This window comes from Arsenophonus endosymbiont of Crataerina pallida, assembly GCF_964020125.1.
GTDB lineage: Bacteria > Pseudomonadota > Gammaproteobacteria > Enterobacterales > Enterobacteriaceae > Arsenophonus > Arsenophonus nilaparvatae.
This window is the reverse complement of record NZ_OZ026540.1, coordinates 1,816,119-1,841,327: the sequence shown is the minus strand read 5'-3', so window position 1 is coordinate 1,841,327 and position 25,209 is coordinate 1,816,119. Positions and strand designations below refer to the sequence as shown.

Genomic DNA, 25,209 nt, shown 5'->3' with positions numbered 1-25,209 from the left:
CGAATTAATCAATGATTAATAATTTCTTTACCGGGCGCATAATCATTAACTTTTAACGGCGCATGTTTTTCAATAAAATGCTTTAATACCTCAGTGTTGACATAATTTGGATGATGGCTAATTTTCGGGTAACCATCACCACCAAAAGCAATAAAATCTAGTGTTGCCATCCGATAATGCTTTTTAATATCTAGTGGCTGACCGCTATTTTAATATCTGTAATCGTGCCATCTTTATGACGAATTAAACTGATATTATAGAATTGGGCATAAGCCCCCGAACCTGGCGTCATACTAGCAACGGCGGCCAAATAATTTTTCACTTCCTGACCATTAAAATCAACATAGGCTACATGATTAGCAAAAGGTAAAACCTTAAATACTTGTCGATAACTGATCTCACCTCGTTCAATAGAATTACGGATCATGCCACTGCTCATAATGGCAAAGTCGGCATTTACACGTTCCACTTGCGACGCTAAAATCAGCCGTGCCAAATTAGTTTGCTCAAAACGTATTTTGTTGCGGGAACCTTGTAATCGACCATCAACGAAACCTAATTTCATATCTAATTGTTGACGGCCTTTTGTCTGAAACGGAGAAAGTAATTTTACCATATCAACATCGGGCGGAATTTCTCGTGTATAAAGAGTTAACTCTGTCGAACCATCTTCATTAAGCCGTTTCTTTTTTAAATTAATAGGAATAAGTCGATACCGGGTTAAAATAAATTTGCAATTTTTAAATTCAAAATCAGCCCGCCCAACATATTTTCCCCATTCATGAGCCTGCACAATCCAAGTTCCATTTTGGCGATCTGGGATACATAATGTACCAGGCACATAATCAACTTGTTTGTAATTTGTCCTGCTGACGGACATACAAACGGGATCTTGAGAATGACCGCCCACTATCATATCCAAATATCCAGTCGGTAAACTACGCGCCTTTCAACATCACCAGGAGCATTAGAACCATGTTCACGTATCGTCGGTAGTTAAACCAATAACGGCAATTTTAATGCCCTGTTTATTAAAAATAAGATAGGGTTTGAATAATCTCTGGCCAGTACTGGTTTGATAAATATTGGCTGACAAAAAAGGAAAAGTTGCCCATTGTTGTTGTTTGCGTAAGATCGCCAAAGGTTTATCAAACTCATGATTACCAATTGCCATTGCGTCATAACCAATCATATTCATGCCTTTAATATCTGGTTTAGCATCTTGCAAATCGGATTCAGGCACACCTGTGTTAATATCTCCACCGGAAAGCAGTAAAACAATTCCCCCTTTTTTTGCAACTTCATGGCGAATTTCTGCAACTAATGTTTTTTGCGCTGTTAACCCATATTCTCCGTTTTTGTTATGCCAAAAATGGCCATGATGATCATTGGTATGTAATATTGTGATAGAGTAAGTTTTATCTTTTTGCCATGCAATTGCGGTTGGACTTAATAACAACCATAAAAATAACATTATCCCACCCAGGGAAGTCTTAAGTGACAATCGCATATCTGTCTCCACACCATTAAAAATTTATACCCTCTGTATTTCATCAAATAATTTATTTTATATCCTATAAAAATAAGTCTCTATTTTGTTATTTACTAAATATTTTATTTGATTATTACAACATAAATCGTTCTGGCCATTACGCAAGATAAAAGTATTGCTAGTCATAATCTCAATTAAATAACAAAATAGAGACTGAATCGCTATTGCTAAAGGAATAGTGGATAATGATTATTTTAATTCAGTTAATTCACTGAAAAACATAATAAAACCATATGAAAAACATTAGATAATCGTTGTTATTGTTAGCCTAAATGGCAATAAAAATGCTCAGTCAAAAAATAATCAATCAATTCATTTTGATTTTTGCAAATTTTTTTATTTTATGAGCATAAATAACTACTATACTTGTTATTTTATACATCATTTTGCTAATTATATCCAAAATGTAAAAGTATCAACCTAATGATTCTATTGCTGAGATGATTGATAAATACCCTTTGCATTAACCTTTGGAGACAATTGACATCGTTTCAGCAGTTAAAATTATATTACACAGAAAGTGTATTGGATTAATTAATTCAACCTGGATTTTTTATCATTATCATTTTTTTTGACCACATCATTACCAAATAAGAATAAAAAAAAGAATAATAGTTTATATTATAATATATTATAAAATAATAAATTATAGTTATAATAGTTAATATGGTTATTTACTTGGCATTTTTATAAAAAAAACAAGCTATTTGTTTTCTTTTTATCGTTAACTGCTTTTTTATTATTTATAACGTAATTTTTTAGCGCTTTTTTAGTCTATAGCAGATAAAATAAGCTTGAATTCTACATGACGTATTTTGTCATCCCAAAAAGAGGAGATTTAATGGATCATTCAGCATCATCCCTCATCACAACAATTGTTGGTGGTTTAGCTCTTGCCTATCTATTTGGTATGATTGCACAACGGCTAAGAATATCACCGTTAGTCGGCTATTTATTGGCCGGTGTTCTTATTGGTCCATTTACGCCAGGTTTTGTTGCAAATACAAATTTAGCCAGTGAACTCGCCGAAATTGGTGTTATATTATTGATGTTTGGTGTTGGCTTACATTTTTCCTTAAAAGATCTTTTAGCCGTAAAATCGATTGCTATTCCTGGTGCTATCGCTCAAATAATTACTGCCACCTTATTAGGTCTTGGTTTAGCCATGCTATTTGGTTGGGGTATATTTGCTGGTATTGTTTTTGGTCTTTGTCTCTCAACAGCCAGTACTGTAGTGCTATTAAGAGCATTAGAAGAACGTCAACTGATCGATAGTAAACGAGGCCGAATTGCCATTGGCTGGCTGATTGTCGAAGATTTAGTCATGGTCTTGACCCTGGTATTGCTGCCAGCAATTGCCGGTATTCTCGATAGTAATAATGCCAGTTTTAGTGAGCTCGCCATTAAATTAACCATTACCGTTGGTAAAGTGGCTATTTTTATCATCATTACTCTTCTCATCGGTCGCCAACTTATTCCATGGATGCTAGCCCGTACTGCGGCAACCGGTTCTCGTGAATTATTCACACTAGCGGTTTTAGTACTAGCACTCGGTATTGCCTATGCCGCGGTAACTCTATTTAATGCTTCTTTTGCCCTTGGCGCATTTTTCGCCGGTATGATCCTAAATGAATCTGAATTAAGTCATCGAGCTGCACAAGATACACTACCTTTGCGAGATGCATTTGCAGTTCTGTTTTTTGTATCGGTTGGTATGCTTCTAGACCCTATCATATTAATAAAACATCCACTCGCGGTATTGGCGGTTTTAGCAATTATTACTATTGGTAAATCACTCGCCGCATTACTGTTAGTGAGACTATTTGGTCATAGCCGCCGAACCGCCTTAACTATCGCAATAAGTCTGGCACAAATCGGTGAATTCTCTTTCATCCTGGCCGGAATGGGAATAACTCTCAATGTATTTGATAGTCAAGCGCCAAACCTGGTTTTAGCTGGTGCTATCGTATCTATTATGATTAATCCATTACTATTTAGCTTACTTGACCGTTATCTGAAAAAAACCGAAACAACAGAGGAAGAATTATTAGATGAAACGCAGGAAGAAGTCGCACAAATTCCTGTCGATATTTGCGGTCATGCAATTATTGTTGGTTATGGTCGTGTTGGTACTATTCTGGCTGAAAAATTACGCCAAAAAGATATCCCGATTGTCGTTATCGAAAATACACGCGCCCGATTTGAAGAATTAGCTAAAAATGGCTTCCGTTCACTAATTGGCAATGCTGTAAATAAAGCACTAATGAAGCTGGCTCGCATAGATTGTGCCCAAACACTATTAGTCACCGTTCCAAATGGTTATGAAGCTGGACAAATTATTGAAAAGGCTAGGTCATTAAACCCTGATATCACTATTATTGTTCGTGCCCACTATGATGATAAAGTTAGATATATTCGTGAACGTGGCGCAAATCACATCGTTGTTGGTGAACATGAAATAGCCAAAACCATGGCACATTTCCTGTCTAAAAAGAAAACAGTAGGCTGTACCATTAATAATGACGATAATTTATTATCAGGCACTAAAGATTTAGATAAATACTTAAAACCTGATGCTTCTAACTAGCCGATAAAAATAAATCAGGGGAAATATTGGCTTTCTCCTGATTTTATTTAATTACCTTTCCCAGTAAGATTCCTCTAAACTATCTTCTTTTTCAGGCAAACTTCGCGTTAAACGTGGTGAATGTTGAATAAGTACCTGATAACTTACTCTATTAGCATATTTACACACCTGTGCTAAGGAAGAATATGTCAGGTAGGGCAAAAAATGTTTTGTTGAATTAGGTATATTTAAACGATGAAAACGATTGGCGGTAATATCGTGTAATAAAGCAGACAGTGCACCATCACCAGCTCCATTGGTATTCATGATTTTTTCTGGCCCACCCATATAAGGCTCAATATGTGAATAGATCCTAAAAGGAAGCTGACACTCTTTTTTCCTCATCGCCCGGCTAAATTCATAACGATTAAATTGCTCAATCGCGCCAGACAATAGAGGATGCTGAGTTTCTCTTTTATAGGTTGATTCGGTATAACCAGCCATGTAGAGTCCATCAGCACCGGCGGTACAAAGCACCAGATCAACCCAATCAAGCACTTTATCGGCAGCTAATAAGGGATCTTTGATCCCCGTCAACTCTAACGCTTCATCTTCATTCATTGCCACAACAGAAACATATTTAGCGAGAAAATCTTGCCAAAAGGAGGGATCATCGGCAATAACAAATTTAGTGCCCAATGTCAGTACCACCGGCACATCATGTTTTTTAGCATATTCTATTGCTTGCATTGTTGCGGCAGGCATCGGTTCACCAGGTTGGCAGCGGACAAGATAAGCAGTAATAACCAGTGCTGATGCTTCTGCAATAATTTGCTCTGGAATACTATCAGGACGCAATTGGTTCATTAACCCTGGACAATTGCAAATGTTCGTTCACCATTTTCCGTAATTAAGGTAAAACAGCGACCAATCGGACCATCAACACCCTGTAAATAATTTAAATCCATCCGGCTCGAAGTATGGCATAAATAACGATAGGCATAGCTGCCAATTTGAATGTTATTACACATCGTACCCAATAACACAGATCTATCATCAGCTAATAACGAGTAATTATGTAAAGTATTCCCTATCGTGCCACCAGCAAATTCATGACTAATAAGATTGCGCTCCGTTAACTCACGATAAAGCTCTTCAGCAGTAGTCTCTTCAATAACGAGTGAGTGCCCCTGACTAAGTTGATAACGCTGAATAAAATCATCATCAACTTTTGCTTCAATATCAACCAAAGTTTGATCTATACCAACTATATATGCATGATCACTGTCACTATTGATTAACTCTTGATTGGATAATAAGGGATCTCGGAGACTAACAGGAAAATAGTGCTTGGACTTACGTTGACCAGGGAATTTCATAATAGGTAGATTAGTAATAACGAAAGGAGCAAGTCTAACATAACTAACATTATTCAGCAGCAGGAAAATTACCTGCCGCTTATATAAAATTATCTTATCAGACTTGTTGCTTGCGGCTATTTATCATATGACGTAATAAAACATAAACACAACCCAAAATTAAACCGGCTAGTCCAGCTAATACAACCATATACATTTGCTTGGGTGCCTGTTTAGCAAGCGGTAAAGTTGGCTTTTGTATATATTTCACCGGCTGGAACCAAATATCTTTAGTGTTTAACGCCTGTAATTGTTGGATATATTGTTGGCTATTTAAAAGTTCAGGATCTAATGGTAGCTGATCATTATCCTGTTCAATAATAGCTAACTTTTTAGCTAAAGCTTCTGAACCTAATGCAATAGGATAATCTAAATCATCCTGAATAAAGTTATGAGTAGTTGAAACCGGTTTTTTAACTCCAACAGATTGAGCTATTGTTAACGAATTCTTCAGCCGCTGAACCGCAACCCGATTAGCATTTTTTAAAGCCGTCAACTTAATAGCATATTTACCTTTAGCATAAACAATTTATTGAGCTATTTTTTCATTTAACTCGGCTTTAATTTCCTGCCGTACATTCGAGCCAACATAACGCAGATGACCAGACAATAAATTCTGGGCATCTTGAGCAGTTGCCGCAGAAAACTCTACGCTTGCTTCTATCGGCTGCGTAATATCATCTACATTATTATTTGCATTTTTACTAAAAATGACGTCGCCAACAGTAATATTATTTATCATATCACGTAAAAGCTGTTGTTCTCTCTCTAAGAATTGTGACTCTGTTGATTTAACTAACTGCTGAAAATAGTCACTACTTTTCAGAAAATTTTCCTGTAACAACTGAGAGCAATAAGCATCAAGAAATTTTGCATAAACTTGCTCAGCATCGATATTTGTTTCAACATCCATTACTCTTAATTGACTAAGGAACTCATTCAGCTTAAACGTTTCTTGAGCGGTAGGTTGAACAATCATGGCTTTGCTTGCCCATTTTTGTGGTAAAAATAACGACCAACAAAAAGCGGCTGCGGACAATACGGCAACAAAAATCGCAATCAACAATTTAGATTGATAAAGAATAGAAAAAAGTTCAAATAAATCAATTTCATCATCTTGTTTCGTATCGGCAGAATAAAAAGAGGGGTCGAGTTCTGTAGTTGCATCTAATAATGGTCTATTTGTCATAGTTTATAGCTTCTAACAGTTATGTTGTTAATAAATAATTATAAATGTTCATCTACTTTTATCTTACACAGGCTTGAATAACTAAATAATCAAATAATTATCATTGAACTAGAAAAGTTTAGTCATTATATTCTATATTGCCAACCTTAATGAAACAAATAACTCATATTTATCAATAATGTTTTTATTTTTGCAATCACTATATTTCAACTAATTAGCATACTAAAATAATCAAATAAAATTTAACCAAATACTAATTATTCTTAAATATAAAAGTAAATAATAAAAAATTGCTTAAAACAGACTAAATGTCATAAAAATTATTTAATATTTTATACAATAAATAATTAATATTACTGGATTCAATATAGATTTTTATAAGCATTAATTAAAATTAATCATTTAAAACAATTTGTTATAGCGATAAATTTAAATATGTAATAGCATTACAATCATTAAAATAACTTTTAGTTTTAGCTAGATTTCCATTTAAATAATGGCTAAATCTGTGACTAATTCAGCCATTAACATAATATGACTGTCAGAGGCATTAAGCGCAGGTATATAATGATATTTTTCGCCACCAGCAGCATAAAATAATTTCTTATTCTGCTCAGCAATCTCTTCTAGAGTTTCCAAACAGTCCACCGAGAAACCTGGGCACAACAGCTGAACATGTTTTATTCCATGCTTTGCCAACCTTTTTAAGGTAATGTCTGTATAAGGTGTAAGCCAAGGCTCACGGCCAAAGCGTGACTGATAAGTCATGATGATTTTATCAGCAGGGAAATTAATTAATTCACTGAGTAAACGGGTTGTCAGTTCGCATTCCTGCGGATAAATATCACCTGTTTCTGCATACCGTTTAGGAATACCATGATAAGAAAGCAATAATCTCTCTGGTTTACCATAGCGTTCAAAACTTAATTCCACCGACCTTTTTAATGCATCAATATAAGAAGGGTGAGCAGCATAACTACGAATAAAGTTAAGACCGGGTATCGTTCGATATTTTTTTAACGCTCGGCTAATCGCATCAAAAACTGCCGCTGTGGTTGAACAAGAATATTGTGGATAAAGCGGTAACACAATAATATTTTCAACCTGCTGAATTAATAGTTTATCAATTGCTTCGGCAATAGCAGGCGAACCATAACTCATACCTAATTCCACAGGAATATCGGGCAGTTGTTTTGCCAGCGCAGCCTGCTGTTGCAAACTATAATTTAGCAATGGGGAACCAGCTTCGGTCCAAATTGACCGATATAATTTAGCTACTCTTGGCGAGCGTATTGGTAAAATAACCAAATGTAATAGTGGCTTCCAAATTATCCTCGAAATATCAATAACTCTTACATCACTAAGAAATTCTGCCAAAAAACGTTTCACTGCTGTAGGCGTTGGTGCATCAGGCGTCCCTAAATTAACTAATAAAACACCATACTTCTTAATGCTCATGCCACTTGGCTCCATTTTATTTATCGCTAATTATTTATAACTTTATCATAACTTATTAAATATTTTTATTTCCACTAATTAGCCATAAATAAAAAATAGGCACCCAAATTGGATGCCTATTTTATCAACTAACAACTAACCTAAAATGTTAGCCAGCTCTTCACTGACTTCAGTAACCTTACGGGTACCATCCAATTTAAAGTACTTAGTATGACCAGCAGCAGCTTCTTGACGATAATAAGCAATTAAAGGCTCAGTTAACTGATGATATTCCACTAATCGCTTGCGGACCGTTTCTTCTTGATCATCTTTGCGAATACTTAATTCTTCACCGGTAATATCATCTCTGTTTGCTATTTTCGGTGGGTTAAATTTAATATGATAAACACGCCCCGAAGGCGTATGAATTCGACGACCAACAATGCGTTCAACAATAATTTCATCGGGTACATCAAACTCCAACACATAATCCACCGCAATACCCGCATTTTTCATTGCGTCTGCTTGTGGGATAGTGCGAGGAAATCCATCTAGTAAGAAACCGTTTCGGCAATCATCCTGGGCTATACGCTGTTTAACTAAAGCAATAACTAATTCATCAGTAACAAGCTTACCATTATCCATTAATTCTTTCGCTTGTAGACCCAACTCTGAACCCGCCTTTACGGCAGCACGTAGCATATCACCGGTAGAAATTTGTGGAATACCATACTTTTCCATGATGAATTGTGCCTGAGTCCCCTTACCTGCGCCTGGCGCGCCGAGCAAAATAATACGCATTGCGTAAACCCCTTGCTATTTCATTTTTATAATTTGAAAGAAAAGTTACCTTATCATTAGGCATACCTATAACTCAAGAAAACAGATAACCATTGAATAATCAAATTATTTTCGTTAAAAAAACAAACCACGTCTTAAAATAACTAAAACGTGGTTTTATGAACAACTTGGTTAATTAAATAAATTTTAGCCCAAAAGTAACTTATTCATACGGCGAATAAATTGATTAGGATCTTCTAGGCTACCTTGTTCAACAAACAACGCCTGATCTAATAATACTTCTATCCACTCAGAAAATAAGCCATCATCAGTTAGTTCTGTCGCTTTTTTAACTAATGGATGTTCAGGATTAAGTTCAAAATTATATTTTACTTCCGGCGCTGATTGACCCACTGCAGCAAAAAGTTTTGCCATCTGAGTACTCATATCATTCGCATCGGTCGTCACGATTGCCGGCGTGTCTGTTAAACGGTGTGTTAACTTCACTTCCTTCACCCGCTCGCCTAATAATTTTTTTACCCGCTCAACGAAAGGCTCCAGTTTTTTATCTGTCTCTTCTTGCTCTTTCTTATCTTCATCAGCCAGTTTTTCTAGTGACTCATCTGTCTTACTAACAGATTGAAAGGATTTGCCTTCAAACTCTGGCAAATAGTTCATCATCCACTCATCAATCCGATCAGATAATAATAAAACTTCAATCCCTTTTTTACGGAATAGTTCTAAATGCGGGCTATTTTTCGCAGCGGCATAACTATCTGCAGTAATGTAATAGATCTTTTCCTGCCCTTCAATCATACGACTAACATAATCTTCTAAAGAAACATTCTGTAAATTACTCTCATTATGCGTTGATGCAAAACGTAATAATTTAGTAATCGCTTCTTTATTAGTTGTATCTTCCGCAGGCCCCTCTTTCAACACTAGTCCAAATTCCTGCCAGAATTGTTGATACTGTTCAGGTTCACTTTTGGCTAATTTTTCCAACATTTGCAATGCGCGTTTGGTTAATGCACTGCGCAAACTACGGGTGATATCACTATCTTGTAAAATTTCGCGCGAAACATTTAATGGTAAGTCATTGGAGTCAACTAACCCACGGACAAAACGCAAGTAATTTGGCATAAATTGCTCTGCTTCATCCATAATAAAAACACGATGAACATAAAGCTTTAAACCATGTTTATTATCACGATTCCATAAATCAAAAGGCGCTTTAGTCGGTATATAAAGTAGGCTGGTATATTCTTGTTTACCCTCTACCCGATTATGACTCCATATTAAAGGATCTGCATAATCATGGGAAACATGCTTATAAAACTCTTTATATTCTTCAGCCGTAATATCGTTTTTGTTACGTGTCCATAGCGCCTGGGCTTTATTAATTTTTTCCCAAATAACAGTATCATCTTCTTCGTTCTTAGCTTCAATTTCCACTGGCAGGGCAATATGATCTGAATATTTGCTGATCACTGAACGTAAACGCCAGTTATCTAAAAATTCCGTTTGGTCTTCACGTAAATGTAAGGTAATTTCAGTCCCACGCTCTGCTTTTTCAATATCAGCAACGGTATATTCACCCTCACCCTGAGATTGCCAGAAAACCCCTTTATCGGCGGCTACGCCCGCTGCCCGAGTACGCACTGTCACTTTATCTGCAACAATAAAAGCTGAATAGAAACCAACACCAAACTGACCGATTAATGGGCTATCTTTCGCTTGTTCGTTACCTAAAGACTGTAAAAAAGCCTTGGTACCAGATTTAGCAATCGTCCCTAAATTATCAATAACCTCTTCGCGCGTCATGCCAATGCCGTTATCACTAATTGTTAAAGTTTTTTTGTCTTTATCAATAGCAATTCTAACTCTTAAATCACCGTCATTTTCATAAAGATCAGATTGTGATAGTGCTTTAAAACGTAATTTATCCGCTGCATCAGATGCGTTTGAAATCAGCTCGCGTAGAAAGATTTCTTTATTGGAATAAAGAGAATGGATCATCAATTGCAATAACTGTTTTACTTCTGATTGAAATCCAAGAGTTTCTTGTCCTTTCATACTCATTAAATAGCCTCAATTTTAGAATAATTTTATTAGGTTGAATGGTTATGAAACTCAGATGGGGATATAACTTGAAAATTTCAAGTTCACCGTCGTGAAAAGCGTGCTTGATAGCCGATATGATTAACTTTTTCACAAAAAAATAAGCAGAGTCTTTAACCTCTGCATATGTTTATTTTATATTACGCTTATACTATCAATAATTAATTTTCTGACGGCCAATAATTGAATGTGATAGCGTGGTTCCGTCAACCATTTCAAGCTCACCGCCAACAGGAATGCCATGAGCAATACGACTGGCCATCACCCCATATTGAGCACATATGCCAGCAATATAATTAGCGGTTGCTTCCCCTTCAATTGTTGGATTGGTCGCCAGTATCACTTCTGATACCGTCTCAGTCGCGAGTTTATCGGCTAAGCTTTCCAGGCCGATATCCTTAGGTCCAACACCATCTAATGGCGACAAATGCCCCATTAAAACAAAATAACGCCCGGCAAACTGCCCTGTTTGTTCAATTGCATAAATATCAGCCGGACTTTCAACTACACATATTTGGCCAGTTTGTTGACGCCTCGGATTAGTACAAATAGAACAGTGATCTTTTTCAGTAAATGTTCGACAACCCTGACAATGGCCAATTTCCGACATTGCACGTGTTAATGCCTGAGCCAATTGCATGCCACCACTACGATTGCGTTGCAGAAGATGGAAAGCCATACGTTGCGCTGATTTTGGTCCTACACCAGGTAAACAGCGTAGCGCTTCCATTAAAGATTCAAGAAGAGGGCTCGTTTGCATCAAAATGGCATCTTAAAGCCTGGAGGTAATTGCATGCCATTAGATACATTGGCCATTTTTTCTTTTTGGGCTTCTTCTATACGACGCGCAGCATCATTAAATGCAGCAGCAATAAGATCCTCTAACATATCTTTGTCATCTGCCATTAAACTAGGATCAATTTCAATCCGACGACAATTATGCGCGCCATTAATGGTTACTTTAACAAGACCTGCACCCGATTCGCCGGTAACCTCCATGTTAGCAATCTCTTCTTGAACTTTTTGCATCTTTTCTTGCATTTGCTGAGCCTGTTTCATCAGGTTACCCAGCCCACCTTTACCAAACATAATATTCTCTCTTTCTGATCTGTTACAAAAATAGATTTTAACATTGCAACATTATACTTAAAGGTATGCATTCGGCTACACCGGCCGAATACTTTCTTCATCTAACTGCGCATCAAACAGCGTGCGCAAAGTCTGAATCGTTTTATCCACTATAATAGATTGACGGGCCTGTGCTAGCTTCTCTTCATAAATTACTTGCCGCCATTCCAAAGGTGTCTTGACGGCTGAATTATCATCTTCAATGATAACCAGTTTTATCGGCTTACCATATAACTCACTCAAGGCTTTTGTTAATGTTTTATGCGCCGGTTCAGTATTCAAATGCCGTTGCGTTGAGCGTAAATGTAAACAAATTTCCGTTTCACTTAACGCTTCCTTATAAGCATTTAACGCAAGTTGTTCTATCAATTTTGGCATTTTTAACTGACAAATTTCTGCCGACCAGTGGTCACGTTCTCGAGCTTCAAGCGCAATTTTATTGGCAAGTTCCGGCGTCCTTTCATATTCCAAAGCTTGTTTAATATTGCCAGGCGTGGTTACTCGCTCTACTTTTTGTTCAGAAACATTTTGCGGGCGCCATTGATAAGATTTACCCTTTTGATTTTTTTCATTTTTATTAGCTATTTTAGGCTGATTTAAAACAGAGAGCTGATGCTGTGCCGAAACGGTAGCTAACCTTTCTAACGCCGACATCGCTAGTGGCGTTTTTGTCTTTGGTGATGCTGTTTCAGACTTTTTTAACGGCGTCTTCTCTTGCTCTTTATTTAGCGATTCTTTTGCTTGCAATAATTGCAATGTAGGCGTACTAATTAATTTTTCATCCGATGAGCTTGTGGCTTTATTGATGATTTTTTTTTTATCTTTTAAGTTAACAGAAATATCGACATGATTATCAATATCATTGGCTATAGTAGTTGTTTCAGAGAGACTTGGTGATGACACCAATGGAATTTCAATATCATTAACAGACTTAGGATGAAATGCTAATGCACGTAACAATGTCATCTCAACTCCCATCCGCCTTTCTGGCGCATAGGGAAGCTCTTTACGTCCGACTAACAAGGTTTGATAATAGAGCTGTAAATCCGTTGGCGTAATCAAGCGCGCAAGTAAACGTAGACGCTCGTCTATGGGTGATGCAGTATCTTGCATCTCCACAGGTAAAAGCTGGATCATCGCAATACGATGAATTAATGATAACATTTCAATCAATACGCTTTCCCAGTCACCGCCTCGCAAAGCAATATCTTCTACTAAAGCCATCATTTTTGGACCATCAGCATGCACAATCGCTTCAATGATCGCTAGCGGCTGTTCATCATCTAATATGACTAGCATTTGGCTAACTGAATCTGCCGATACTTGCCCTTGCCCCATAGCAATAGCTTGATCGGTTAAACTTAATGCATCACGTAAACTACCTTCGGCAGCTCTAGCGATTAATTGGCGGGCACGTTTATCACTCGATATTTGCTCAGCCGCTAAAATACGTTCAAGTTGACTGCTTATTTGGTCAATATCAAGTGATCTTAAATGAAATTGAAGGCAACGTGATAAAACCGTTATCGGTAATTTCTGTGGATCTGTCGTTGCTAATAGAAATTTCACATGTTCTGGTGGTTCTTCCAGCGTCTTGAGTAAAGCATTAAAGCTATGACGAGATAGCATATGAACTTCGTCGATTAAGTACACTTTAAATCGACCGCGTGCCGGTGCATACTGGACATTATCTAGTAGCTCGCGGGTATCCTCAACTTTAGTGCGCGAAGCGGCATCAATTTCAATCAAATCAACAAATCGCCCATCCGCTATCTCTAGGCAGTTAGCACATTTACCACAAGGGTTTTGGCTTATCCCTACCTCACAGTTAAGCCCTTTCGCAAACAGCCGCGCAATGGTCGTTTTGCCAACTCCACGTGTACCAGAAAATAAGTAGGCATGATGGAGCCGCTGCTGATGCAAACCATTTGCCAGCGCGGTCAAAACATGTTGTTGCCCAACAACATCGGTAAATGTTTGTGGGCGCCATTTACGGGCAAGTACCTGGTAGCTCATGATTCCTATTAGACGTTAAGTATATAGATTTGCCAACCTATCGCTGTTCGCTAGTCAGCACATTTTGCTAGAAAATTTTGCGCATTAACTCCCTGGGAATTCAACCAAATTAAAACAATTGACCCCTTGCTTTTTTAAACGTTCAATACCACCCAAATCAGGCAAACAGATAATAAATGCCGCTTCATTAACTTTACCACCAAGCTGCCGGATCAAGCGTACTGTCGCTTCAATCGTTCCACCTGTAGCGAGTAAATCATCAACAACTAAAACATTGTCTTTGGCTGAAATACTATCTTTATGGATCTCTAGTGCATCGGTACCATATTCTAGCTCATAATTTTGTCGTAATGTGGCGCGCGGTAATTTTCCTTCTTTACGCACTGGTACAAATCCTACACCTAAACGCAAAGCAAGCGGCGCCCCAAATAAAAATCCTCTCGCTTCAGTGCCAACAATTTTAGTAATACCTTTATTTTTATAATGCTCAACGAGTAGATCAATTGTGGCCTGATAAGCGTCCGGATTATCCAATAAGGTTGTAATATCACGAAACAATACACCTGGTATTGGATAATCTGGAATTGTTTCAATACTATCTTTTATAAATTGTATTTTTTTTTCATTAACCATCATAATTATCATCATAGATAAAATAATCAAACGCTACAATCTATGAAAACTATTATAAAAATGCAATAACTAGCTTACCAATATGCGCGTTTTTACTGTAAGAAGTCAAATCGCAATTACATATTTTATTATTATGGCTTAATATATGAAAACACAAAAGTTGCTAAACGCGCTTGAAGAGCAAATTGAAGCATTGGCAGAAAAAATAAAACCAATTGCACACTCTTCTTTTATAACATTACGTTTTGATCAAAAATTATTTCATCGAAAAAGCCATCAATTAAGCGAATGTTTATTTGAAATCAAGCAACATTTTAATCAATTAAAACATGCGGTTATTACGTCACGTTCAGAACAAGTTACTTTTTTGACAGAAAAAATCATTGCCCAAATTGGTGCTATAACGCGAGAATCTGCAACCCAAACTTTAAGAGAACAAGAAAGTCAACATAGCCAAAAAGAAAAAACCATAGATCTTTACGAACGTTTAGTTCAACATCAAGATTATGAACGCCGCCTAATCGCAATGATAAATGATCGAGAGCAAAAATTAGATAAACAGCAGTCATACGTTGCTTGCCAGAAGCTGCAACAAGAAATAGCTGCATTAACTGGAAGATTAGTGAGATGCCGTCAGGCTCTTTCACGCATAGAAAGGGCAATTGAACGCTATGAAAATCAAAGTATTGAATAAAAAATAATATAGGTGATATTTAATGAATTTAGAGAATGCTTCAATAGAAATCCAAGTTGCCATTGATTTAATTTATATTCTAGAAATTAATCAAATAGAACCCACTACCGCACTCAAAGCACTTGATATTGTAAAAAAAGATTATGAGAATAAAGAAGCCATTTTATTATTTGCCAATGCAACTAAAAAGCGTTGATAAAAATAATTCAATGATTATTCCACAACATTATCTCGATTATTTTTATCCTGCTGTTTCGATCGCTTTTCATCACCTAGCGTACGCTCAACTTCTTGCACAGAATCACCTTTGCTATTATGAAGGTGAACTTCTAACTGATTAAAAGCAATACTGATATTTTGTTCTCGACATAAGCGATCAATCAGTCGATTAACTTCGTCCAAGGTTGTACTTCTATCCGCTATCTGGCGAACATAAAAACGTAATTCATGATTGAGAGTACTGTCGCCAAAATCAGTAAAAAATACTAATGGCGCAGGATCTGACATGATCTTATTATTACTTTGCGCTGCCTGTAATAAAATCGCCTTCACTTTATCAAGATCAGAACCATAAGCAACGCCTAGCTTGATAATAATACGGGTAATAGTATCTGTTAACGACCAATTTATTAAACGTTCAGTCACAAATGCTTTGTTGGGAATAATGACTTCTTTGCGATCAAAATCAGTTATGGTGGTTGCTCGAATACGAATTTTACTCACTGTGCCTGAAAAATTACCAATCGTAACGGTATCACCAATTCTGACCGGCCGTTCAAACAGAATAATAATACCCGAAACAAAGTTGGCAAAAATTTTTTGTAGACCAAAACCTAAACCAAATGTTAATGCTGCCGCTAGCCACTGTAACTTATTCCAGGTGACACCTAACATTGCTAATACAATAATTGTACCAATACCGATGATAATATAGGTCAGCATCGTGGTGATCGCATAGCTTGATCCCTGCCGCAGCTTAAGCCGGGACAATACTAAAACCTCTAACAAACCTGGTAGATTTCGTGTCATCACTAAAGCGACAATAAAAATAATAATCGCCAAAATTAAATCAGCGAGGGTAACTGCTTGTAAAGTATGACCAGCCTCATTTTGTACATTCGTATGCCAAAGTTGAATACCATCTAAAAATGAGAAAATAGTAATGAAATCTGACCAAATCCAATAAAAAGCGACGATAAAGATCAAAAACAGTACCATACTGGTTAAACGTAGAGATTGTTGACTAATCAATTCAATTGACATTGGTGGTTCGGTGATCGGTTCATTTTCTTGTTCTTCTCGCGTCATATTATGACGACGCTCTAACACCCTTTTATATGCAAGCTTGCGCGCTGCAATCGATAATCCACGAATACAACTATGGTAAATAATATACCAAAGGAGTAATAAATAGAGACTATCAATCCAACGACTTGAAAGCCGAAGAGTAGTGTAATAATAACCGACCATCATTAAACCAATTAGCACTAATGGAGAAAAAGCCAGTATGGTAATAACAATCGTGCGAGTTAAATGCCCACCTTTTAGTTGCCAGATCCGACGGCAAAACGGCAAAGTAAATAGAAAAACTAAAAACAGGAATATTAGAACAATCAATTGTCCAATGACATCATCCGCCAACCGCAAAGGATACATGACGCCATAACTTGACCAATAAATCAACACAATCAACGGCAGCATCAAATTTATCAAATGTTGGCGTAACCAGGTATTCTCTTTTTTAGCAATTAAAAAATGATTTTCTGCAATACCATCAGGCTTAAGAATATTAATACACCAGCTAAATAAAACCCAAAATAAAGCCAATTGCAGGGCAAAACTCCAAACAAAATCACCATGAGGATTACCTGTTTTTAAAAACCAGTAACCGACAACGAGTACAATAAAAGCACCAGGAAACGTCATCATTAGGGTTAAAATTAACGCTACAGGGGTATGTAATTGGCTATCTTTTTTGAAGACTCTAACTTCCTCATTGATTTCTTTTAAACGCTGTTTAAACTTGCGATTCATCCAAAAAAAGAACAGACAAGCCAACAAAAGAGGAATCGTGACAACAGAAGAGTTAATTAAGCCTTTGACTATGCTAACTAATGGTAATTTAAAATTAAAAGTAGTAATTTCAGCTTTCGCCGCATCAGGAAAAGAAGTTAGCCATGTCAGATCAATCGGTTTATTACTATTCACCCAAAAAATTTGCTGAGCTAATGTCTGTTCTAAAGAATCAATGACACCCAGTAATTGTTGTTGATCTAACTGTAAATTAATCGCCTGAGAAATCTGATTACCCAGTTGAATATTTAACTGATCTAAAAGGTCACGGCGTATATCAATCAGTGACTCCAAAGCCCGCCAGACTTCCTTCGAAAGTGGCATGGTCTTAGTCTTATCTACCATTGAGTCATTTATTGTATCGGCCAACTTATTAATATAATTAGAAGACTGATATAACTGATCACGCTCTTGGTTAATATCAAACTGTTCCAGCCGTAAATCGGCAATTAAGGTGGGCAGATTTTTTGTCAGTATATTCGGTGGCAAATTAATCTGTTTTTGAAAAAGGATGCGTGAAAGTAATAGACTTCCTCGTAAAACAGTAATTTGCTCTTTTAAATTACTCTCTACTTGTATGGCTCTTTCTAGCCAAGATTTAATCCTTATTCCTTTTTGTACTAATTGGTTACTATCTTGAGTTACTGAGATCAAACGTTCACTCAGTGCTTTATTAATCGCTTTTTCATGTTTAATTACCGGATATTCTTCCACTTCCTGACTATTTATCGTTGAGCGTTGCGCTTCTTTAGCGGTTTCCTCAGAATAATTTAAGCGTTTATTATTAATAGTAGCCTGAATATATTGTATATCACTTTGAATTAACTCAAGATAAGTTGCTGTATAATCACGTTGCTTCTGTAGCACATCCTGTAATTGAGTATTAGCTTGTAATGCGTGTTGTTGAAATTTATTTTGCTGCTGCAGGTATAATTGTTCCACTTGTAATAATACTTGCAAAGAAGGCCGAATATCGTCATTGGAAGAAAAATCATTATTTAGTTGGTAACGAATATCTTGTAGCCGCCGAGCATTTTCTAGCATTATATTCATTGCTCGCTCTGGCTGGGTTTGTAATGCAACTAAGTTGTTATTAATATTGGCTAGATTTTCCTGCTGGTTTTGTAATATTTCTAATTTATTTTTTAACTGGCTCTCTAGTTGCGATAACGATAAATGCTGATATTCAGTTTTAGTCTGCTCACTTTGTTGTTGCTCACGTTTAATTCTAGCTAAATTATCAAGTGCATATCGCGCTTCTCTTGGCGCTTGCATCACTCTTTTTTGCATTAATTCAGCTTGTTTTTCTAATCCAGCTAATTCATCATAAAATTGGATGGCTTTTTTGTAGTCAGATAAAGCTAGCGTTTCATACGCAGTTAAATTGCTACGATTACTTAAGGCATTTAATTGGTTTTGAATAGTTTGCCTTGAGGTTATATTGGTTAAGGTGGCACTCTCAATTAACGTAGCATTAAAAAGAAAGAATAAACCACAAGATAAGGACAAGAAAGAAACTAACCACTGGCAACATGTTCTGCTTTGCAACCTTCGACTAAATGAAAACATAGTAGTATCCACTAAGTTAGATTAAAAATAAAAAAACAGTTAAAAATCTCTCCTTAGGATTTCTTTCCTTGCCTCAAATATTATTATATCTAAAAAGTTAAAACTTTATTGGCTACTAATGTCCACTGAGCTAACTCTACCAAAGTGCCGATGCTGACCCCTTTAATTAACGGTAATTCACTGATACCTCGTGCATCAGTACAAGTCTTACATAATTTTATTTCCACTTGCTGCGCAAGCAAAATTTCTAACATCTGTTTTAAATTATAACCATCAATTGGCTTTTGATTATCAAGACCTGCAACAACCGCATCAGACATTAAAAAAATTTTCATTGCAGTTGTCGCTGCCTGTTCCTTAACTGCAATCGCCAAACGTAGCGCATTAAAAAGATTTTCATCACCATAAGCGGCACCATTAGCAATAATCAAAAATAGTTTTTTTCTGGCATCAAATTCTCCGTAATTATGTAATAAAACATTTCAATTGTTTCTTATTGATGGACTGTATTTCATCATATCAATCATCGTATCCACATAACGAATCGCATTTTCTTTGATACTAAAACTATCTGGTACACATAACCAATTTTCAAACAGGCCAGTAATCGCTGCACGTATCATAATTGCTGCGCACTGGGCATCGATATTGGCAGGCAACTGTTTTTTTTCCACACAGGCACTTAACAGAGTGACTAGTCGTTGATGGTTAATCATATAAATTTCACGCCGTAATTCAGCAAACTGCGCCATTTCACCTATCAATTCACATTTATGAAAAAAAATCTCAGTTAGCTCCCTGTTTTTAGTATCGTCAAAAAAAGTAAATAAAATATAATGTAATAATTTTCTCAATACAAAAAGTGGATCATTGGGGTATTTTAACTGATACTTTTTCTGAGTTTCAGCTATTTGTTCATCAGTGAATTTACAAGCTTCAGAGAAAAGATCGACTTTATTTTTAAAATGCCAATAAATAGCACCACGAGTTACACCTGCAACCTCTGCTATATTAGACAATGAGGTAGATGAAACACCATACTTAGAAAATGTTCTAATTGCTGCATCAATTATTTCTTGGCGAGTTATTTTCGCTTGTTGCTTAGTTTTTCGTGCCATTTTAACTTACTTTCTTCTTATTGAAGTAAATTTACATACATTCATGTATGTTTGTGCAATAAAATAGGAGACTTATAACATAATAATTCACTAGGTTTCAGATTTGAAATTGATATTTGAATATTGAGGTTTATTTATGCAAAAAAACAGAGGGGTCTTACCTCTGGTAATATTACTACTCTCAAGCTGTTTGATCTTGACAGCATGTGGCGATAATTCCCAGCAAGGTAATATTGCACCTCCAACACCTGAAGTTGATGTCGTAACATTGGAAGTAAAGCCATTGACAGTTACAACTGAACTGCCTGGCCGTACTAATGCTTTTCGTATTGCCGAGGTAAGACCTCAAGTAGAGGGTATTATATTAAAAAGAAATTATAAAGAAGGTAGTGATGTTGAAGCTGGAGCTTCTTTATATCAAATAGATCCTGCAACCTATAAAGCAAATTATGACAGTGCAAAAGCTAATTTAGCAAAAGCAAAAGCCAATGCAGAAATTACTCGTTTAACTGTAAGCCGTTATAAGCCTCTATTAGGAACAAATTACATCAGTAAACAAGAGTATGATACTGCAAACGCTAATTATGCTCAGGCATTAGCTTCTCTTAAGGCTGCTGAGGCGGCAGTTGAAACCGCGCGTATCAATCTTGATTATACCAAAGTAGCAGCACCTATTTCAGGCCGTTCCGGTAAATCCAGCGTCACAGAGGGTGCATTAGTCACGACCGGACAAACTACTGTGCTAACAACCATTCAACAGTTAGACCCTATCTATGTTGATGTTACCCAATCCAGTGACGATTATCTGCGTTTAAAAAATGAGATTGCTAGCGGCAATTTATCTAAAGAATCACAGCAAGCACCTGTTAGTTTAAAAATGAATAATGGTGAAGTTTATGCACAAAAAGGTGTTCTTCAATTTTCCGATGTAACCGTTGATGAAAGTACGGGTTCTATCACAATGCGGGCTATTTTCCCAAATCCAGAAAAACAATTACTGCCTGGTATGTTTGTTCGTGCTGTTTTAGAAGAAGGCGTGAAAAAAAATGCGATCTTAGTGCCACAACAAGGTGTAAGTCGGACACCTCGTGGTGAAGCCCAAGTGATGATTGTTAATACCAATGATGAAGTCGAAACCCGTACGGTAATTACTGCGCAAGCAATTGGTAATCAATGGCTAATAGCTAAAGGACTAAAAGCTGGAGAGCGTGTCATTGTTATTGGGCTACAAAAAGTCAAGCCTGGCATGAAAGTGGTAGCTAAAGAGACATCATTAACTCCAAATACAACAGAAAAATAAATTTTCTCCGCAAAAGTCTTAATCTTAAATTAAGGGAGTCGATAATTAATGCCTCAGTTTTTTATAGAACGGCCAATATTCGCGTGGGTAATAGCCATTATTACCATGCTTGCTGGTCTATTGGCAATTATCAAATTACCGGTGGCGCAATATCCAACCATTGCACCACCTGCTATATCGGTTTCAGCAACCTATCCTGGAGCTGACGCCACCACTGTACAAAATACCGTTACTCAGGTTATCGAACAGAATATGAATGGGATTGATAATCTGGTTTATATGTCGTCAACCAGTGATGCAATGGGTAACATGTCACTGACACTTACCTTTGAAGCTGGAACAGATCCCGATATTGCACAAGTACAGGTACAAAATAAATTACAATTGGCCATGCCATTACTGCCCCAAGAAGTACAGCAGCAAGGCATCCATGTTAATAAATCTACCGGTTCTTTCTTGATGGTAGTCGCTTTTATTTCTAAAGATGGCTCTATGAATCAAGAGGATATCGCTGATTATGTTAACTCTCACATTAAAGATCCTATCAGTCGAGTAAAAGGGGTCGGTGAAACCCAGCTGTTTGGCACTCAGTACGCTATGCGGATCTGGTTAGATCCAGATAAACTTGTTAAATACAATATGGCCACTCAGGATGTTATCAATGCCATAAAAATTCAAAACAACCAAGTTGCTGCCGGTCAGCTAGGTGGCACACCACCGATCGCAGGCCAACGACTGAATGTTTCGATTATTGCTCAAACGCGGCTAAATAATGCCGAACAATTTGCCAATATCCTGTTACGAGTTAATCCGGATGGTTCTCAGGTTCGTTTAAAAGACGTTGCCGTCGTTGAGTTAGGTGCGGAAAACTATAGCATCAAAGCAAAATATAATGGCACGCCGTCAGCCGGTATTGGTATCAAATTGGCTACCGGTGCCAATGCCTTAGATACCGCAAAAGCCGTACGTGCTACGCTCGCTGAAATGGAGCTGTTTTTCCCTAACGGATTAGAGATTGTTTACCCTTATGACACCACGCCGTTTGTAAAAATTTCAATTAACGAAGTAGTGAAAACGCTGATCGAAGCTATCATGCTAGTCGTCGTTGTTATGTACTTATTCCTGCAAAACTTCCGTGCAACCTTGATCCCAACGATCGCAGTTCCTGTTGTTTTGCTTGGTACATTCGCTATTTTGTCTGCGATGGGTTATTCAATTAACACGCTTACCATGTTCGCAATGGTGCTCGCTATCGGACTCTTAGTCGATGATGCGATTGTGGTAGTAGAAAACGTCGAACGTGTAATGCAAGAAGAAGGATTATCACCTAAAGAAGCTACCAAAAAGTCGATGGGGCAAATTCAAGGGGCACTTGTCGGTATAGCCTTAGTATTATCGGCGGTATTTATCCCTATGGCTTTTTTTGGTGGCTCAACGGGCGCAATCTATCGTCAATTCTCGATTACTATTGTCGCCTCAATGGTGCTCTCCGTTCTGGTCGCGTTGATCCTAACTCCCGCCCTGTGCGCCACAATATTAAAACCTATCCCTAAAGGTACTCATGGTAAACAGACTGGCTTTTTCGGTTGGTTTAACCGTACATTTGAAAAAAGCGCGCATCACTATACCAATAGTATTGGCCATATGCTTAGAGGCACGGGCCGTTACCTGGTTATTTATGTTATATTAGTTGCCGGTATGGCATTTTTGTTCCTAAAGTTGCCCTCTTCATTTCTTCCCGAGGAAGATCAAGGGGTACTTTTGACTATGGTTCAGCTACCACCTGGTTCAACCCAGGAACAAACAGTCGCAGTGCTTCATGATATTGACCAATATTATCGCACCAAAGAAAAAGCGAATGTTAAATCTGTCTTTACCGTAAGTGGCTTTGGCTTCGCAGGACAGGGACAAAACATGGGGCTTGCTTTCGTCGTACTACAAGATTGGAAAGAACGTCATAGTGCTGAAAGCCATGTTTCTCAAATTATTAATCGTGCCAATCTTGCCTTTTCAAAAATACAAGAAGCTATTATCTTCTCTTTCAATATCCCTGCTATACCTGAACTAGGTACTGCCAGTGGTTTTGATTATGAACTTGTTGATCAGGGTAATTTAGGCCATGAGAAATTAATGGCTGCTCGTAATCAACTACTAGGGCTTATCGCTCAACATCCTGATATATTGCAAAATGTCCGTCCTAACGGGCAAGATGATACTTCTCAATATCGTTTTTATATTGATCAACAGAAAGCGGAAGCATTAGGTGTTTCTATCAATGATATTAACGCAACGTTAAGTACCATGTTTGGCGGCATCTATGTAAATGACTTTATTGATCGTGAACGCGTTAAAAAAGTTTATGTACAAGCCAATGCCCCATTCCGGATGTTGCCCGCTGATATTGAAAAACTTTATGTCCGCAATAATCAAGGAAAAATGGTACCTTTTTCTGCATTGATTGATCATAGCAAAGATCCATGGCTATATGGTTCACCACGTCTGGAACGCTATAATGGTTTACCTGCAATGGAAATCCAAGGTTCTGCGGCACCAGGGAAAAGTACCGGTGATGCCATGCTATTAATGGAGCAACTTACTGAAAAATTACCTGAAGGTATTGGTTATGAATGGACCGGTATGTCTTACCAAGAACGTCTTTCTGGCAATCAAGCACCTGCTTTATATGTAATTTCTCTTATTGTCGTCTTTCTCTGTTTAGCCGCTTTATATGAAAGTTGGTCAATTCCTTTTTCTGTTATGCTAGTTGTACCATTAGGAGTTATTGGGGCATTACTCTTCACTTCAATTCGGGGATTAGAAAATGACGTTTACTTTAAGGTAGGTTTATTAACAACTATTGGTCTATCTGCCAAAAATGCCATTTTAATTGTTGAGTTTGCTAAAGACTTAATGGAAAAAGAAGGAAAAGGATTGATTGAAGCGACGCTAGATGCTGTCAGAATGCGTTTACGGCCTATTTTAATGACATCATTAGCATTCATGCTTGGCGTTTTACCGCTCGTTATTAGTAACGGTGCAGGTTCAGGCGCGCAAAACTCTGTAGGTACCGGTGTACTTGGAGGAATGATTGCAGCAACCACATTAGCAATCTATTTCGTTCCAGTATTTTTTGTCGTTATACGTAGACGTTTCACAAATAAATATTAGCTTAGTTAGATTATTAGTAATATTTCCATTAAAAGGCCAGATATTCTGGCCTTTTAAGTAAACATGTTTTTTAATAAATGAAAAATAACTCTAAATATATGACTAGAACTTATTTTTTAATAAAAAAATAAATAATAATAAAATAACACAGTAATACTGTAACTTTTTGTATATATTTGATATTTTGCTCTAGATTAGTTCCTTGATTAACATCATATAACAAAAAACTTTATACAGAGATAGTGACTTATGCGATAATAGTGCTATATTAATATCCAGTAGGTTGTTTGCTTTACTTTTGCTATACTCACACAAGTATAAATTTTATAAATTATCTACATTCTTCTGATTGTTTATCGACACCCATTTATAATTTTGGTAACAATCATAATTAATAGTGTTTTGATTTTACAAAAAATAAAACAATATATTAATTCAATGGTAATT

General features: G+C 36.9%; 17 protein-coding genes and 2 pseudogenes. 5 read left to right on the top strand and 14 right to left on the bottom strand.

Translation table 11 applies throughout. From position 1 onward, the window contains the following. Positions 1 to 8: 8 nt before the first annotated feature. Positions 9 to 1,510: pseudogene (locus AACL31_RS09775) on the bottom strand (bifunctional UDP-sugar hydrolase/5'-nucleotidase). A gap of 883 nt (positions 1,511 to 2,393) precedes the next feature. On the opposite strand from AACL31_RS09775, the gene ybaL reads away from it, so the two are divergent. After that, positions 2,394 to 4,139, top strand: a complete 1,746-nt coding sequence (ybaL, locus tag AACL31_RS09770; protein WP_310511914.1) for a YbaL family putative K(+) efflux transporter — start codon at positions 2,394 to 2,396, stop codon at positions 4,137 to 4,139. A 51-nt stretch (positions 4,140 to 4,190) separates the two neighbouring features. On the opposite strand, the pseudogene AACL31_RS09765 reads toward ybaL, so the two are convergent. From AACL31_RS09765 to apt, 10 genes and pseudogenes are all read right to left on the bottom strand, one after another. Beyond that, positions 4,191 to 5,497 (bottom strand): annotated as a pseudogene (locus AACL31_RS09765) (inosine/guanosine kinase). 97 nt (positions 5,498 to 5,594) lie between these two features. Then, positions 5,595 to 6,032 carry a hypothetical protein gene (locus tag AACL31_RS09760; RefSeq protein ID WP_310511913.1) on the bottom strand — a complete coding sequence of 146 codons (438 nt, stop codon included), beginning with the start codon at positions 6,030 to 6,032 and terminating at the stop codon, positions 5,595 to 5,597. A 33-nt stretch (positions 6,033 to 6,065) separates the two neighbouring features. After that, positions 6,066 to 6,725 (bottom strand): Wzz/FepE/Etk N-terminal domain-containing protein, encoded by a 660-nt coding sequence (locus AACL31_RS09755; RefSeq protein WP_310511912.1) that lies wholly within the window; start codon positions 6,723 to 6,725, stop codon positions 6,066 to 6,068. 489 nt (positions 6,726 to 7,214) lie between these two features. Continuing rightward, positions 7,215 to 8,183: a ferrochelatase gene (gene hemH / locus AACL31_RS09750; RefSeq protein ID WP_310511911.1), complete on the bottom strand. Its 969-nt coding sequence runs from the start codon at positions 8,181 to 8,183 to the stop codon at positions 7,215 to 7,217. A 135-nt stretch (positions 8,184 to 8,318) separates the two neighbouring features. Further along, positions 8,319 to 8,963, bottom strand: a complete 645-nt coding sequence (gene adk / locus AACL31_RS09745) for an adenylate kinase (RefSeq protein WP_310511910.1) — start codon at positions 8,961 to 8,963, stop codon at positions 8,319 to 8,321. Positions 8,964 to 9,149: 186 nt separating this feature from the next. Beyond that, the gene (gene htpG, locus AACL31_RS09740) at positions 9,150 to 11,024 is read right to left on the bottom strand and encodes a molecular chaperone HtpG (RefSeq protein ID WP_310511909.1); all 1,875 of its coding nucleotides are present in this window, start codon (positions 11,022 to 11,024) and stop codon (positions 9,150 to 9,152) included. A 193-nt stretch (positions 11,025 to 11,217) separates the two neighbouring features. Then, the gene (gene recR / locus AACL31_RS09735; RefSeq protein ID WP_032115144.1) at positions 11,218 to 11,823 is read right to left on the bottom strand and encodes a recombination mediator RecR; all 606 of its coding nucleotides are present in this window, start codon (positions 11,821 to 11,823) and stop codon (positions 11,218 to 11,220) included. Further along, positions 11,823 to 12,152, bottom strand: coding sequence for a YbaB/EbfC family nucleoid-associated protein (locus AACL31_RS09730; RefSeq protein WP_032115143.1), 330 nt, complete (start codon positions 12,150 to 12,152; stop codon positions 11,823 to 11,825). The genes recR and AACL31_RS09730 overlap by 1 nt, the downstream gene beginning before the upstream one ends. A 75-nt stretch (positions 12,153 to 12,227) precedes the next feature. Further along, positions 12,228 to 14,207 carry a DNA polymerase III subunit gamma/tau gene (gene dnaX, locus AACL31_RS09725; RefSeq protein ID WP_310511908.1) on the bottom strand — a complete coding sequence of 660 codons (1,980 nt, stop codon included), beginning with the start codon at positions 14,205 to 14,207 and terminating at the stop codon, positions 12,228 to 12,230. Positions 14,208 to 14,291: 84 nt separating this feature from the next. Next, on the bottom strand, positions 14,292 to 14,843 hold the full coding sequence (apt, locus tag AACL31_RS09720) for an adenine phosphoribosyltransferase (RefSeq protein WP_310511907.1): 552 nt from the start codon (positions 14,841 to 14,843) through the stop codon (positions 14,292 to 14,294). A gap of 142 nt (positions 14,844 to 14,985) precedes the next feature. On the opposite strand from apt, the gene priC reads away from it, so the two are divergent. Both priC and AACL31_RS09710 read left to right on the top strand, forming a co-directional pair. Continuing rightward, positions 14,986 to 15,534, top strand: a complete 549-nt coding sequence (priC, locus tag AACL31_RS09715) for a primosomal replication protein (protein WP_310511906.1) — start codon at positions 14,986 to 14,988, stop codon at positions 15,532 to 15,534. A 22-nt stretch (positions 15,535 to 15,556) separates the two neighbouring features. Further along, positions 15,557 to 15,730, top strand: coding sequence for a DUF2496 domain-containing protein (locus tag AACL31_RS09710; protein ID WP_310511905.1), 174 nt, complete (start codon positions 15,557 to 15,559; stop codon positions 15,728 to 15,730). Positions 15,731 to 15,747: 17 nt separating this feature from the next. Here the strand turns inward: AACL31_RS09710 and mscK are convergent, their stop codons facing one another. The 3 genes from mscK to acrR all read right to left on the bottom strand — a co-directional run bounded on the left by mscK (position 15,748) and on the right by acrR (position 20,294). After that, positions 15,748 to 19,176 (bottom strand): mechanosensitive channel MscK, encoded by a 3,429-nt coding sequence (gene mscK, locus AACL31_RS09705; RefSeq protein ID WP_310511904.1) that lies wholly within the window; start codon positions 19,174 to 19,176, stop codon positions 15,748 to 15,750. A gap of 89 nt (positions 19,177 to 19,265) precedes the next feature. Then, positions 19,266 to 19,607 (bottom strand): DsrE/DsrF/TusD sulfur relay family protein, encoded by a 342-nt coding sequence (locus tag AACL31_RS09700; protein WP_310511903.1) that lies wholly within the window; start codon positions 19,605 to 19,607, stop codon positions 19,266 to 19,268. Between the two features lie 51 nt (positions 19,608 to 19,658). Beyond that, the gene (gene acrR, locus AACL31_RS09695) at positions 19,659 to 20,294 is read right to left on the bottom strand and encodes a multidrug efflux transporter transcriptional repressor AcrR (protein WP_310511902.1); all 636 of its coding nucleotides are present in this window, start codon (positions 20,292 to 20,294) and stop codon (positions 19,659 to 19,661) included. Between the two features lie 136 nt (positions 20,295 to 20,430). Between acrR and AACL31_RS09690 the strand changes: the two genes are divergently transcribed. Both AACL31_RS09690 and AACL31_RS09685 read left to right on the top strand, forming a co-directional pair. Continuing rightward, positions 20,431 to 21,594: an efflux RND transporter periplasmic adaptor subunit gene (locus AACL31_RS09690; protein WP_310511901.1), complete on the top strand. Its 1,164-nt coding sequence runs from the start codon at positions 20,431 to 20,433 to the stop codon at positions 21,592 to 21,594. A 48-nt stretch (positions 21,595 to 21,642) separates the two neighbouring features. Next, complete coding sequence (locus tag AACL31_RS09685) at positions 21,643 to 24,762, top strand: efflux RND transporter permease subunit (RefSeq protein WP_310511900.1); 3,120 nt, start codon at positions 21,643 to 21,645, stop codon at positions 24,760 to 24,762. Positions 24,763 to 25,209: the final 447 nt, after the last annotated feature.